The 14,650-nt window shown below is 41.1% G+C and carries 13 protein-coding genes; 5 read left to right on the plus strand and 8 right to left on the minus strand.

From position 1 onward, the window contains the following. Positions 1-8: 8 nt before the first annotated feature. Positions 9-1,343 carry a RagB/SusD family nutrient uptake outer membrane protein gene (locus ACFQZJ_RS01340; protein ID WP_379931758.1) on the plus strand — a complete coding sequence of 445 codons (1,335 nt, stop codon included), beginning with the start codon at positions 9-11 and terminating at the stop codon, positions 1,341-1,343. Positions 1,344-1,547: 204 nt separating this feature from the next. Here the strand turns inward: ACFQZJ_RS01340 and ACFQZJ_RS01345 are convergent, their stop codons facing one another. From ACFQZJ_RS01345 to ACFQZJ_RS01375, 7 genes are all read right to left on the minus strand, one after another. Beyond that, positions 1,548-2,039, minus strand: coding sequence for a YbhB/YbcL family Raf kinase inhibitor-like protein (locus tag ACFQZJ_RS01345; RefSeq protein ID WP_379931759.1), 492 nt, complete (start codon positions 2,037-2,039; stop codon positions 1,548-1,550). 385 nt (positions 2,040-2,424) lie between these two features. After that, positions 2,425-5,925: an efflux RND transporter permease subunit gene (locus tag ACFQZJ_RS01350; protein ID WP_379931760.1), complete on the minus strand. Its 3,501-nt coding sequence runs from the start codon at positions 5,923-5,925 to the stop codon at positions 2,425-2,427. 193 nt (positions 5,926-6,118) lie between these two features. Next, the gene (locus ACFQZJ_RS01355) at positions 6,119-7,294 is read right to left on the minus strand and encodes an efflux RND transporter periplasmic adaptor subunit (protein ID WP_379931761.1); all 1,176 of its coding nucleotides are present in this window, start codon (positions 7,292-7,294) and stop codon (positions 6,119-6,121) included. 25 nt (positions 7,295-7,319) lie between these two features. Then, complete coding sequence (locus ACFQZJ_RS01360) at positions 7,320-8,660, minus strand: TolC family protein (protein ID WP_379931762.1); 1,341 nt, start codon at positions 8,658-8,660, stop codon at positions 7,320-7,322. Then, positions 8,661-9,266, minus strand: coding sequence for a TetR/AcrR family transcriptional regulator (locus tag ACFQZJ_RS01365; protein WP_379931763.1), 606 nt, complete (start codon positions 9,264-9,266; stop codon positions 8,661-8,663). Between the two features lie 195 nt (positions 9,267-9,461). After that, positions 9,462-9,878 carry a hypothetical protein gene (locus tag ACFQZJ_RS01370; protein WP_379931764.1) on the minus strand — a complete coding sequence of 139 codons (417 nt, stop codon included), beginning with the start codon at positions 9,876-9,878 and terminating at the stop codon, positions 9,462-9,464. 11 nt (positions 9,879-9,889) lie between these two features. Then, positions 9,890-10,447 (minus strand): RNA polymerase sigma factor, encoded by a 558-nt coding sequence (locus tag ACFQZJ_RS01375; RefSeq protein ID WP_379931765.1) that lies wholly within the window; start codon positions 10,445-10,447, stop codon positions 9,890-9,892. 115 nt (positions 10,448-10,562) lie between these two features. On the opposite strand from ACFQZJ_RS01375, the gene ACFQZJ_RS01380 reads away from it, so the two are divergent. After that, complete coding sequence (locus ACFQZJ_RS01380) at positions 10,563-11,537, plus strand: polyprenyl synthetase family protein (RefSeq protein WP_379931766.1); 975 nt, start codon at positions 10,563-10,565, stop codon at positions 11,535-11,537. On the opposite strand, the gene ACFQZJ_RS01385 is transcribed toward ACFQZJ_RS01380, so the two are convergent. Continuing rightward, positions 11,534-12,682: a lycopene cyclase family protein gene (locus ACFQZJ_RS01385; protein WP_379931767.1), complete on the minus strand. Its 1,149-nt coding sequence runs from the start codon at positions 12,680-12,682 to the stop codon at positions 11,534-11,536. The two genes, ACFQZJ_RS01380 and ACFQZJ_RS01385, sit on opposite strands and share 4 nt — an antisense overlap. A 133-nt stretch (positions 12,683-12,815) precedes the next feature. Here ACFQZJ_RS01385 and ACFQZJ_RS01390 point away from each other — a divergent pair, with 133 nt between their 5' ends. The 3 genes from ACFQZJ_RS01390 to ACFQZJ_RS01400 all read left to right on the plus strand — a co-directional run bounded on the left by ACFQZJ_RS01390 (position 12,816) and on the right by ACFQZJ_RS01400 (position 14,626). Then, positions 12,816-13,478, plus strand: coding sequence for a metal-dependent transcriptional regulator (locus ACFQZJ_RS01390; RefSeq protein WP_379931768.1), 663 nt, complete (start codon positions 12,816-12,818; stop codon positions 13,476-13,478). Positions 13,479-13,675: 197 nt separating this feature from the next. Further along, complete coding sequence (locus tag ACFQZJ_RS01395) at positions 13,676-14,119, plus strand: hypothetical protein (RefSeq protein WP_379931769.1); 444 nt, start codon at positions 13,676-13,678, stop codon at positions 14,117-14,119. A gap of 87 nt (positions 14,120-14,206) precedes the next feature. Beyond that, complete coding sequence (locus ACFQZJ_RS01400; protein WP_379931770.1) at positions 14,207-14,626, plus strand: DUF2141 domain-containing protein; 420 nt, start codon at positions 14,207-14,209, stop codon at positions 14,624-14,626. The last annotated feature ends 24 nt before the right edge of the window (positions 14,627-14,650 follow it).

Genomic DNA, 14,650 nt, shown 5'->3' on the forward strand with positions numbered 1-14,650 from the left:
AAAAATTGATGATGAGAAATAGTATTAAAATAATAACACGGTCGGCCTTTACACTTTTATGTGCTGTATTGGCTGTATCTTGCTCAATAGAGCCTGTTGTGGACCCTAACGGCCCTAGTATAGATGGGGTTGGTGAAGGAGCATCTAAGGGGCAATTAAATGAATTGGTTACGGCCATTGAATCTACCTTGAGAAACGGTTTGGGTGGTGCAACTGCGCAAATGGGATCAATGGCGCGTGAACTTTATGTTTTTAATGCGGATCCGAGGAATACGGGAGACGTATTGGGAAAAAATGGAATTCCTTTAGATCCAAATGGCTTTTATGTTACAGGATTATGGAATGCGAGTTACAGGAATATTAAGAACGTAAATCTTTTGATAGATGCCGTTGCCAACACCGAATTGGTAAACGATGCCGAACGAAGTGGTTATTTAGGTTTTGCAAAGACCATAAAAGCCTATCGCCTAATACAATTGTTAAAGGCGCACGGACGAGCGAGGATAGATGTGGTTGATCCCGATAATTTAGGGCCAATTGTAGACTTTGATCCGGCCATGGATGCCATAAGGGCATTGTTGGATGAAGCGAATACAGATTTAGGAAACGCTGGCGCCACCTTTGCATTTTCCCTTAGCAGTGGTTTTGAAGGATTTGACACACCAGGTACTTTTGCACAGTTTAACCGCGCTGTCGCTGCCGTAGCTGCGTTATATGATGGAGACGGGGCAGGTTCATTGGCAGCATTGAACGCTTCTTACTTTGATTTGACGGGAGACTTAACGGTGGGACCTAAGCATATTTTCGGATTAGGTGCCGGCGATCAGGCCAATCCTTTGTTCAGGGTAGCGTCTACGCCGGAGTTGCCAAATAACGGAGATCAGATTATTGTTCATAATAGCTGGATTACAGAAGCAGAAGCCGGTGATGCCAGGGTAGCCGCCAAATCTGCGGTACGGCCAGACCCAAGTAGCCAGGATGACCTTAATGGTACGCATGAGACGGCTTTGTACGCCACCAACGTATCTACGATAGATATTATTAGAAACGAAGAGTTGATATTGGTATACGCCGAAGCAAATATTTTAACAGATGACTTAGGGGAGGCAGAGACGGCACTTAATGTCATACGTACTTCTGCTGCGTTACCTGCCTATAGTGGCCCCGTAACAGCCGATGCCTTGACCACGGAAATGCTAAACCAAAGAAGGTATTCCCTATGGGCGGAGAACCATCGTTTCTTTGACCTAAGACGCTATGGCCTGTCCAATACCTTGCCCATAGATCGCGAAGGCGACCAGATATTTAACCAACTCCCTATTCCATTATCGGAAAACGAGTAGATGAGTTAGTTTAAAATGGTCGTACCCTGGTACGCCATTACTAAAAATAAGCAGAGTCGAGCACTACGGGCCTCTTGGGTTCAGAGTGCCTCGGCTCTGTTATATTATGCCTTAGCAGTATTTTCTGAAACGTTGGATTTACTATGTGTAACGAACATGATACAGTGTTCCGGTTGATGTGTGCAAACGCTATAGCACCTATTTTTATCGTTTGTAATAAGCCACAATACTGGCCTTTGCCAAGGTATGGTTCCAAAGGTTAAAACCTACAATAGCAGGATTTGTATTTTCGTCCAGTCCCAACTTTTCGGTTTTTAAGGCATGGACTGTTATTATGTATTGGTGAAATCCGTGTCCTTCTGGCGGGCAGGGTCCTCCAAACCCTTTTATGCCATAATCCGTTATGCTTTGAACAGCTCCTTTCGGAATCAGATTTAGTGCTGCATTGCCCGCGTTGGTTACCAGTTCGTTAACGCTAGCCGGAATGTCAAAGACGACCCAATGCCAGAAACCACTTCCCGTTGGTGCATCCGGGTCGTACATGGTAATGGCGAAACTCTTTGTTTCCTCAGGTGTGTTTTGCCATGATAATTGTGGAGATTGGTTCTCTCCCGAACAACCAAATCCATTGAATTCTTGGACTTTTGTAGCTTCTCCGCCTAAATCGTTACTGGACAAGGTAAATGTTTTTTTCATGTTGCTATTTGTTAAGATTAAGTACAAATTTAGAACGTCAGTATCAAAAAGGGTAACTGAAAATGGTAAAAAACTGTTCTATATAATTTACTTTTATTAGTACCGTCTTTTAATACAAGACTTTATGAAAGCCTATAGACTTAGGCATTCAATTTCAGAATAAAATTTCAGATTATATTTTTTGAGCGATTGAATCTTTTACAAATACCAACACCAACACCAACACCAACACCAACATCAAAACCGGGTAACCCTATGCGAACTTTTTAGAGCTTTGCTTATAATGCAGATTATTTTTAAGTAAAAACAGGAAGACCTTTCTGTCCGGTATTTATTGATTGCCCGGTTAGAAAGGTCTTTGTGAAACCTTTTAGATTCCAGTAAATTAAGCCGCAGTTTCCAAGGATTCTTCCAGTGCTTCCGTTTTCTTTCTACCGCTTCTTAATGCCGTTTTGATCCTGTAGGTGATATTGAAAAGGACCGGTACAATGATTAGGGTCAAGAAGGTGGCCACTATCAGGCCAAAAATTACTGTCCAAGCCAAGGGTCCCCAGAAAATAACATTGTCTCCACCAACATAGATTTTTGGGTCAAACTCGGTGAATAAAGAGAAAAAATCTATATTGAGCCCTATAGCTAAGGGAATTAGTCCTAAAACTGTGGTAATCGCCGTAAGAATAACAGGGCGCAGTCTCGCTTTACCTCCTCTGGTAATAATTTCCGTAACCTGTTCCATAGAGACCAAGGCTTTATCATCCAGGTCCAGTTCCACTTTTTTACGGTCTATTAAAATCTGGGTATAATCCAAGAGTACCACGCCATTGTTCACTACGATACCTGCCAAGGAAATAATACCCATCATGGTCATCATGATCACAAAGGACCATCCGGTGATCATTAATCCGCCAAATACTCCTATAAAACTTAGGAAGATGGCGATCATAATGATCAAAGGCTTGGAAATTCCGCCAAACTGAAAAATTAAAATCAAGAAAATTAGTCCTAATCCAGAGAAAAATGCACCTACCAAAAACTGCATTTGTTTATTTTGTTCCTCTATCTGTCCGGTAAAATCTAGTTTTATGTCTGGTGGAAGCTGCCTGAAATTTTCCATTTCCTTCTGTATTTCTGCAACAATGGCACCTGCATCGCTAAACCCAGGCTTTAATTGCGAGTATACCGTAACCACTCTTTTGGCATCTTTGTGCTTAATGGCACTAAATCCGGACGAATTTTGCTGAGAGGCTACGGCAGAAATGGGAATTTCCTTTATTTGACCGTTGGCCGGATCTCTGAAAATGATATTTTGATTGAACAGCGCACTTTTATCATAGCGCATGTCCTCGTTAAAACGGATATTGATATCATAATCTTCGCCGTCTATTTTGTAAACGCCCGCTTTTTCGCCAAATACAGATCTACGCAATTGCTGGCCTACCTGAGCGACCGAAATACCAAGCTCTCCAGCTTTTTCTCTATCGACCACCACCTGCATAGACGGTTTACCTTTATTAACATCAATCTTTAGTTCTTCGATGCCTGCAATATTTTTCGTATTGATAAAATTTCTAATATCCTCTGCCGTATTGATCAGTTCGGTATAATCCTTTCCTTCCAGTTCAATATTTATGGGATATCCGGCTGGCGGTCCGGCGGCTTCTTTTTCAATGGATATGGCAACACCGGGATATATACCTGTGAGGGCCTCTTGGATTTCACCCCTAAGCACTTCGGTGTCCAATCCGTTTCTAAACTTGTATTCGCGCATAGAAAGGGTGACTTTACCACGGTGAGGCATCTCTGCCGAAGATCCTCCATCTGTCATAGGGTTACCGGCACCTTCCCCAACTTGGGATACCGCAGACTCCACAAGAAAGTTGTGTTCCCCGTTGGTGTATTTGTCTTGGTTGGCAACTTCGTATACCCGTTGTTCTATAGCCTTTGTCAAGGTGTTGGTCTTTTCAATGGACGTTCCTTGCGGGTATTCTATATAGGCATATATTTCATTGGGTTTGTTGTCCGGAAAAAATTCTACTTTGGTCCTGCCACTGCCCAAAGAAGCGCCAAATAGCATGAAAACAACGATCAGCATGGTAAAGGTGATTCCAAAGTACCAATAGACATTGCTGCCTCTAAGCGCATGTTTTAAGCGTCTCTCATACCAGTTTTCAAAACGTACCATGGCGTTATTCTGAAAGCTTATGGCCATTCTTTTAATAGCGTATTTATATACCCAAAACAATAGTGCGGTTAGTATCATTACACTGCCCAAACCACGTAAGGGGCCACCAAGAATAAGGATAACGGTACCAAAACCGCCCAAGATGATACTTAAACGTATCAACTGTTTTTTGGTAAGTTCCTTTTCGCCGATTTCCATAAATTGGGATACCAACATGGAGTTCATGAAAATGGCCACAAAGAGCGATGATCCCAATACGACAGAAAGGGTAATGGGGAAATACTTCATAAACTGCCCAAAGATTCCCGGCCAAAGGCCAAGCGGCACAAAGGCAGCTACCGTAGTAATGGTCGATATAATGATAGGAAAGGCAATTTCCCCGATACCTTTTTTTGCAGCTTCCGTACGGGACATGCCCTCGCTCATAAGGCGGTACACGTTCTCTACCACCACAATACCGTTGTCTACCAGCATGCCCAGTCCCATGATCATCCCGAACAAGATCATCGTGTTCAGGGTATAGCCCAATAAGTTCAGTATCATAAAGGACATGAACATGGACATGGGTATCGCAAACCCTACGAAAAGGGCATTTCTAAAGCCTAAAAAGAACATGAGTACGGTAACTACGAGGAGAATACCAAAGATGATGTTGTTGACCAAATCGTCTACCTGGTTTAAGGTACGTCCGGAAGAGTCATTGGCAATGGTTATGTTCAAATCGGCCGGATAGTAATTTTCCTGTGCCTCTTTTACGAGTTCCCGTACGTTATTGGCAGCTTCGATCATGTTCTTGCCAGAGCGTTTTTTAATATCCAGCATGACAACATTTCTGCCAAATTCGCGTGCATACGTCGTTTTTTCTTCTTCGCTAAAAGTGACCTTCGCAATATCTTTAAGGTAGATGGCGCCTTGTTCCGATTTAACCACAAAGTCGTTCAATTGTTTGGGATCTTCTATTTCACCTAGGACGCGTATGGTACGCCGCTGTCCCCCGGATTCTATATTGCCGGCGGACATGGTCATGTTTCCATTGCTTATAGCGCCCAATACATCTTGAAAGCTAACCTTGGCCGCCATCATTTTGTACACGTCTACCGCAACTTCTACTTCTTTTTCCTGTGCTCCGCGAATACTAACTTCCTTGATCTGTGGTAAATCTTCGATTTCGTCCTGCATGTATTCAGCGAACTCTTTCAGTTTCTCCACAGGATAATCTCCTGTAAAGTTTACGTTGATAATGGGAAAAGATTCGGAAAGGTTAAGGTCGAAAATATTGGGTTCTACCTTGGCGTTGTTAAAGGTGGGCCAATCCTCGCTTGCTTTTTCGCCGTCCACTTCATCCTTCACTTTTAGTTTTGCAGATTCTACCGAGATTTCCTCGTCGAACTCAACAGTGATAATGGAGTAGTCTTCTTGGGAGGTAGAAGTGATTTCGACCACATTGCTTACGTTTTTTAAACGCTCTTCCAAAGGGTCTGTCAGTAGGCGCTCTACGTCTTCTGCGGTATTTCCGGGGTATGGAGTACTAATGTACACTTTGGTCTCTACGATTTCCGGAAAATCCTCACGTGGCATTGCTTGGTAGCCTTGGTATCCTATCCAAAGAAAAATAGCGATCATCACATAGATAACCGATGGGTTGTCTATGGACCAAGAGGATAATCCAAATTCTTTATCTGCGTTCTTCTTCTGTTTGCTCATTAGTAGTCTTTAGTTTGTAGTTCGTATTTCCTCGAACTTTTAATCCATAATTTTCTTTTATCACATTGATTTGACTTGCAAATCATCATTTTCGTTGCTAACATTTATTTTCATGCCAACCCTTTTTGGAGTTTCCAACATAAAACATAGGTTAGCCCGTATTTTTTATTTTTTTTCGTCTTTCGTCTACCGTCTACTTACCGTTGAGAACCTGCACATTCTGTCCGTCCTTAACACTTCTAGCGCCTTCTTTCACCAATTTGTCTCCATCCGATACACCCGATAAAATCTCTACCATACTGCCTTGTGTTTTTCCGGTGACGATGATATTTCTTTTGACCACGGCTTTGTTTTCCCCTTCAATTGCGGTGGCAACATACACATACTGCTCTCCATCGGCGTTTTCTGAAATGATACTTTGTGGAATGATGATGGCATTCTCACTGGTATAGTCGTTAAGACGTACTCTGGCCGTAAGGTTAGGCTTTATATTCCCTTTTTTATTGGGTACGGGAATCTCAACGGAAAACGCCCTATTGCCCGGATTGATAAAATTACCGGTTTGGCGCACTTCCGATATAATGGTATCCCCTAGTACTGGAAAATAAACAACGGCCGCCTTACCTTTTTGTATTCCCTTTAAATGACTTTCCGGGACATCTACGCTTATGTACATATCGGATAGATTAACGATCCTGAACACCTCTGACCCCGGACCCGGACTTACCACGGTACCTTGATCTTTGATCACATCGTCTATAATACCCGAAAAAGGAGCTCTTATAACCGATTTTCCTAGTTGGCTTTCTGCTTGTTTTACTGCGTTTTCAGTTGCTTCGTAATTAGACTTGGCCTGCAGAAATTGTATTTCCGACCCAATTTGCTGTTCCCATAATCTTTTCTGGCGTTCATAGGTCGTTTTTGCCAGTGCTGCTTGTGTCTTTAGTTGGGAAACCTGACTGCTCATGCCGCCATCGTCGATTGTGGCTAAAATCTGTCCTTTGCTTACCTGCTGTCCCTCTTTTACGTAAACCCGTTGAAGGGTTCCTGGCATTTCCGGATAAATAAGGACATTTTGTTTGGTGGCTACATCGCCCTGTAATTCCAGGAAATGTTCGAATTTTTTGGCTTCTACCGTTATGGTAGTGACCAAAGGCAAGCGCTCCTCACCGGATTTTGTAGCAATAGCCGAATCCAATAATTTTATGTTTTTTTCAAATTCCCGTTGCTTTTCGCTTATCTCCGTTTTTCTCGCTCTTAGGGCTTCTAGGTCTCCCGAGGCGACCAAATCGCTTACCGATGGTGCGGTTTGGTCTCCGCAACTAGATAGTAGCAAGAGAAGGATGAATATGTAACTCGTATTTTTCAATGTTATTAGTTTTAAGGTTGCCATATTATAGTTCGTTATTTAGTATCGTTTGCAATATTGTTTTCTTGTTAATTACTTCTACCATACTTTGCAGGTATCCTTGTTGGGCATCGTAAAGCTGGGTTTGTGCCTGCCGTAGTTCAAAACTACTGGCAAGGCCTTCGGCATATTTAATCTGATTTTTGTTCTCTATTCGTTCCGCTAGGTTTAGATTGTTTTTAGCGGTTTCGTATTCTTCAATAGCAAGGATATATTCACTTTTTGAACTTTGTAGTTGAAGCCTTATTTGCTCCTCTGCTTCTGTTAACTGGGTTTCGGCTTTTTCCAGGGCAATTTTAGCTCTAGCCGTAGTTGCACTTCTTTTTCCCGAACTAAATATAGGGATGCTAAGGTCTACCCCTACGATAGATTGTTCAAACCAATTTTGCCCCCTGTTCAAAAAATCGAAGTTTTGCGCAAAGGAGTTGGCACCGTAATTTACAAAAGCGTTTAGTGTGGGCAACGCCCTGCTTTTGGCCAGTTTTAACTCAAAATAACGTTGCTCGTTAAGGTTGTTGGCCAGTTTGTAATCGACATTGTTTTCTAGTTCAAAGTCGCTCTCCAATAATTCGAAATCGATTTGTTTTTGTGTAAGGATATCCAAATTTTCAGTTAGTTGGGTAGGAGCATCAATAGCGATACCCATAACCAGATTTAACATTTGTAGGGTGATTTCTTGTAATCGTATTCCGTTTTTTAGTTGATTTTGGACGGAGGATAAGGTTATCTGCAACTGCTCTACACTCTCTTCGTCTCCAAGACCGTTTTCAAAAATTTTGGTAGTCTCAAAAAGATTTTTTTCAAGGTTTTCAATATTTTTTTCTAATATCTGAACACTTTCCAAGGCCAATAGCACATTGCCATAGGCCTCGGTTACGGCCTTTCTAACCTCTAACTGGGTTTTTTCCTTATTGTTGGCACTAAAGCTCATAAACGCCTTGGTGGCCTGTACGCCAACGATGTACGACCCGTCAAAAATCTGTTGAGTCAATGTTGCCGAGGCTACTGCCGATTGCGGTTGACCAAATACCACCGTTTGAAACGTACCGGGTTCCCCACCAAAAAACTCTGCCGGTATTTGGGAAACAGGTTGTATCAATTGATTTTGATATCCTATTGCACCGTTTATTTGCGGAAGTCCCGCCGCTATGGTTTCCCATTTTTGTTTTTTTGCATCCAGTACATCACGGTCCGCGTTAACTGCACTGTAATTGTTTTCAAGGGCAAAGGCTATGGCTTCCTCTAAAGTAAAGGTATAGGTCTGTTCTTGGCCAAAAGACCAACTGCCTATAAGTAGTGCCATTACCAGTATTCTTAGTGATTGCATTTATTCTTGGTTTGAGTTGATGATCTTATTTAATATTTTTCTTCCAGTAGGCGTAACGATGCCTCTTAGATGATATTCCAGGTAAGTGTCCATTAGGTCGGTCATGGGAAATTTGTCTACCGGAAATATCTTATGGTCCTTTATGCTTACTACGCCGGTAAAATATATTCTGGATACAAAGTCTATGTCAAGGTTTGCTCTGTAAATACCTAACTCCACTCCTTTTTTTACGTTCTCCAGTACGCACTCCTGCATTAGGTCAAACTGTTTAAAACGCATGGATTCATGAATCTTTGGATAGTATTTTTGCAACTGGTACTGTGGCGAGGATTTTTCATCCTTTAGGTGCAGCATCGCAAACTTCTTAATCTCATAAAGCTCCGCTATCGGATTCTGACCTAAAGAGCAAATATGTGCTATTCCTTCGGAAATGGTACAGAATAAGTTTGCCGTACTTTCTTCTACCAAATGTGTTTTGTTTTTAAAATGAGAATAGATGGTTTTCTTTGAAATACCCATTTCGTTGGCAATATCGTCCATTGTAACGCTCTTAAAGCCAAAGTTTAAGAACATATCGGTTGCCTTTTTAAGAATTTTTTCTTTCATAATGGGCGACAAATATACGAACGGAAACTTTAAAAACAGTATAAGTTTCCATAGTTTTTCTCTTTTTAACAAAGCATTAGGTTTTGGACTTCCTATGACATCCGTCAGTTTTTCTAATTACCCTTTTATACATAACATAATATCTCATTATAAAAAGTAAAGCTCATAAATTGGGTATGGATGTTTTTGCCCTACTTATTCTTTGTTCAAGTTTTTATTGCGTCTTTCCAAATAGTTGGTGTATGCTTGCGCTCCTTCTTCTTTCCAAAACTCATCGTAGTGTTGCCAATCGGAAAACTCTTTTCGTAACGGGTTGCAGCTAACCCGTCTTGATGGCTTTCTAGACTTTTTGTTTCTACGGGGGCCATCACCACCTCCGAATCCAAAGATGATTTTAGCTAAAGCAAGTACCCCAATGGCTTGCCAATAGCTTATCAGTGGTAAATTAAAAAGTTCGGGCATTAGCCAATTCCATAAGCGCATAACAACATACCCGACCAAAAAAGCGATCCCTATCCCCAATAATATAAAAAAGAATATTTTAACCCCTTTACCTATGAATTCTGCGGTTTTGCTTTCGACTTGCTTTTCAATGTTCTGCTTGTAATCCATGATTGTACATTTTATAGTTCTTTATTTATTTCGATTTGTTTTGATAGGATAGCGATGGCCCTATGTCTTCTGGACATTAGTGTTCCGGGAGAAATACCGGTCTCCTCCGATATTTCCCTGTACGAGTAGCCCTCAAAATCCACCGCAAGTATGATATCCCTATAGGCGGGTTTTAAGGAGATGATTGCGAACTTTAATTTTTCCATTAGTTGTGGGGTATAGCTGTACGAATTCGATTCATAGAATACAGACACAAATTCTGTCCATAGCTGTTCCAATTCATCTTCATCACTTATCCGTTCTTTTTTAGTTCGCATCGTATCGATAACTTTGTTCCGTATCGCACGGTACACAAAACCACCAATATTTGATATGGGCAGGGATTCCGGAGGTCTTGAGAAAATCCTTAGGGCAACGTCTTGGATAATATCTTCGGCATCGCTTTCCGATGTATGCTCAATTTTTGAGCGTACGTATCCCTTTAAGGACTGATATTCGTCCTTAAAAAAATGGCTTAGCTTACTTTTTTGTTGCTCGGGCACTTTTAACGCGTGTTGGTTTGTCTTCATTAGTAAAGACGATGATCTTAAGATCTATTGCAATAAACTAACTTTTTTAGGTATATGCTTGACGGTTATGCCTGCTATTTGTTACAATGGCTGTATTTTTGAAAAAAAACACGCTATGCATTCCATAGAACATTATCGCAACGAGTTTATTTCTTATTTAGAGTCAAGGACCATTACCAAGGAACCAAAGAATTTGTATGCCCCAATAACCTATATCTTAGAATTAGGGGGTAAACGGTTACGTCCGGTTTTGGTGCTAATGGCTGCCGAGGTATTCGGCACCGACTATGAAAAGGCCATGGATGCCGCCTTGGCAATAGAAGTTTTTCATAATTTTTCCTTGGTGCACGATGATATTATGGATGCCGCTCCTTTACGAAGGGGAAAAGCCACGGTACATGAAAAATGGGATATAAATACCGGTATACTCTCCGGCGATGCCATGTTGATCAATGCCTATCAACTGTTCGAAAATTACGAAGGAGAGACCTTTCGAAATCTGGCTAAATTATTCAGTAAAACGGCATTAGAAGTATGCGAAGGTCAGCAGTACGATGTTGATTTTGAAACGCGCGACGACGTATCCGAAACCGAGTACCTTAAAATGATAGAATACAAAACGGCAGTTTTAGTGGCCGCGGCTTTAAAGATGGGCGGTATTGTAGCGGGTGCATCCTTGGAAGACCAAAACAGTATTTATGAGTTTGGGCGCAACCTGGGTATTGCATTTCAACTTCAAGACGATTATTTGGATGCCTTTGGCGACCCTGAAAGTTTTGGAAAACAAGTAGGAGGCGATATTATAGAGAACAAGAAAACCTTTTTATACTTAAAAGCCCTGGAAAATGGATCTCAGCTACAACAAAAGGAGCTCTCCCATTTATTTTCCATACAGCCCAAGGACCCTGCGGACAAGATCACGACCATTAAAAATTTGTTCGTGGAAACCGGTTCGGCAGCCTTGACGCAGCGAGAGATCGAAGCCTTTACCAATAAGGCGTTCGCAGTGCTAGAGGGTTTACAGCTTACAGAAGAAAAAAAGGACCTACTACAACTCTTTGGAGAGAATTTGATGCGTAGAAAAGTTTAGAAAAGCCTGCGAAGCAAAGCTTTTGTAAATGGAATTATAGGGCTTCCCAACATGTTTCCGATATCTTCGGCAAAACTGGTCTCCTCGTCCAGAAATTTAAATATCTGTTGCGGTGTTCTGTTCTTGAACAAGGTTTCAAAAACATGATATCCTCTGGCGTTGTCTTTATACAAAACATCTAAAAACAAGAGGTCGTAATACCAGAATTTGTTTGTATAACCGAGCGCGTCCAAAGGTTTTCCGGTTTTGATATGCGCTACGAGTTTGGGTATTTTTTTGGTCGTACTTTTAAAGGTGTACCCGGTACTTGGTTTGGCCCATCCGCCGGCTGTGCCTATATAACGCATGTTTTTGGAATGGTGCTCTTGAAAGTCATACACGGTCATAGGTATGCTGCCCATCTCGGTTTCTGTAATTTGGTAATCGGAACAGTGTAAATCATCTTTAAGGTAGTCTTTGATGGCTGTTTCATAATCCTCTTTTGGTAATAAATGTTCGGAAAATAGGGTGTACTCTATCAGGGCTTCGTTCGCTGCCGTAGGCAATACGTACATAAAGCGGGTATTCCCTTTTTGTGCTATGGAGAAATCCATGTAGGTAGCCTGGTCGCTGTCAAAAATAGGTTTGGTCGTTTTTACGAACCACCCTACAAAGTGCTGTTGTAGAACGGGATATTTTGTTTGATGGGTGGCCATGTCATAACGAAACAGGCTGTTGAACACCTTATTTGCGGTATACGTAGTTTCCTTTGTGCTTACGGTAACAAGATTACCGTTATCCATGGCATTCGTAATTTCTGCTTGTAGAAAGGTAATATGGTCATGTTCGTTGATCCGGTTTAGCACCAAGTTATAGAAATCGATGCCACGAATCATCTTATAGGAATATGGAGCGATGGTATATCGTTTGGCCATTTTTTTTCCCGCAAAATAGATGTGCTGCCATTTTTTATGTACGATAGCATCAAATACTCCTTCTCCTTTTTCCCAAAAGCACCAAGTGCGGTCATTGGTCTGTTTTACATCTTTGTCCAAAACCAAAATAGACTTGTCAGCAAAAAAATCATCATCCATCATGCTGTTTAGTAGCATGAGACCTGCTGCACCGGCGCCAACAATAATATAATCGTAGTGTACTATAGCCATCTATCAAAAATAGGAATTAATCCGTGGTTTTACTTTAATTTACGGCTTATCCTTTACCCATGTTCGTTCTGTTGTACAATACGGTGCAACTTTCGCGATAAGCTTGTATTTTAGCCTAAAAATCAACTTCATTATGACTCCTGCGGAGGAAGACTATATTAAAGCTATTTATCATTTGGGAAAGGACGGCAAGGCTACCGTGACCACTAACGCAATAGCGGCCCGTATGGAAACCAAACCATCATCCGTAACGGATATGATTAAAAAGTTATCCGATAAAAACCTGATTGCCTATAAAAAGTATAAGGGTGTTTCCTTGACGGAGTCCGGTACCCTATCCGCCTTGTCCGTTATTAGAAAACAGTACTTATGGGAGGTTTTTCTTGGAGAGAAATTAGAAGTTCCAGAAGAGGAAATTGCCAATTTGGCCGAGCAACTGAAGCACATTAAAAGCGAACGGTTAATAGCAAAATTGGATGCCTATCTAGGGAATCCTCGGGTAGGTTTTTTTGGGGCATCCATTCCACATAAAGACGGAAAGTTTAAGAAAACGGTCAAAAAGTTATTGAATGGACTTACCCCCGGCACAAAGGGTATCTGTGTTGGTATAAACGATGCTTCTGCTGCCTTTTTAAAGTTTTTAGAAAAAAAAGGAATTGCACTTGGCAATAACATACTTGTCTTGGAACGTGAGGAGTTCGATGGTTCCATGAAAATAAAAATCGACCAAAAGGAAATTCAGATATCCGACCAAATTGCGTCCAACTTATTTTTAGAAGTTACAGAGGACGAATAGCTGAAAACCTTGCTTTGTGAACCAAGGGAAGATGTCATGTCATGGAATCGATTAAAATTAATCAAAATCTAAGTCGGTCCGTGTACTATTTTGTAACGAAACAAGTTATTTAAAATACGTGACGGGATACTGAAGAAGAAATTAGTGCCAACCGCTGGTAATATCTAATATAGCATGGGTCAATAAAGAATGATGTAATGAATAACAAAAAAAGACATTGGATCTGGAATTTTCTTTTGGTGTTAACCGTCATCGTTTGCACGTGGGCCTTAGCAATGCACTACAAGAACTGGGTGAGTTTAGAATCGGATCTTATAAGGGTAAAGTCCGGGTTTTATAATCAATCCGTAAAGTACCAGGAGCTGGACAGTGTCGTTTTTGTAGCGCGATTACCGCCTATGGAACGGTTGAACGGATTTTCTGCATTGGAAAAGGAAAAAGGTATTTTTAGGGAATTTAAAGATTCGCTTACAGATAAAAAGGTATATGTTTTTGTTGATAATATTTCCCAGCAAAAGATAAAACTGGTCTACCGGGATTCGGTAAAACTGTACCTGAACTTAACGGATTCCGTTCAAACTTTGGATTTGTACAATAAACTTGCCCTTAAAGGTGGCAATGGAATGGAAGCGCCCAATTGAAACTGTTTTTTTGTTTCAATCCAAATAGCAAGATTATCGTATTGTTTCTGGTATGCTAATTGCTCCAATGGCTTATAAATGTATAGAATGAACCTAAACTACGTATTTATGATTATTGCTATGTTGACCACTGGTGCAAGTTTCGCCCAGCATACCTTGCGTATGGAAATTACAGGGGTAGAATCAACAAAAGGAGAAGTGAGTGCCGCATTGTATACCGATCAACATTCGTTTTTAAAGTTTGACAAAGTGTTCAAAGCAGTTTCCGCAAAAGCCGTGAAAGGGGTTACTACCCTTGTTGTGAATGATATCCCCGATGGAACCTATGCCGTAGCCGTTTTTCATGATAAAAATGGGAACGGGAAATTGGATACGAATATGTTGGGTATCCCAAAGGAGCCTGTTGCTTTCTCCAAGGCAAAAATGAAAACCTTTGGTCCTCCAAAATTTAAGGAATGTGCTTTTGAAATTAAAGAGGATATGGAAATATCGATTCCCTTCGATTAGGTTGAATGGGGTAGTGGGGCATAT

Origin of the sequence: Maribacter chungangensis (assembly GCF_042676845.1) — a bacterium.
In the GTDB taxonomy this organism is placed as follows: Bacteria; Bacteroidota; Bacteroidia; order Flavobacteriales; family Flavobacteriaceae; genus Maribacter; species Maribacter chungangensis.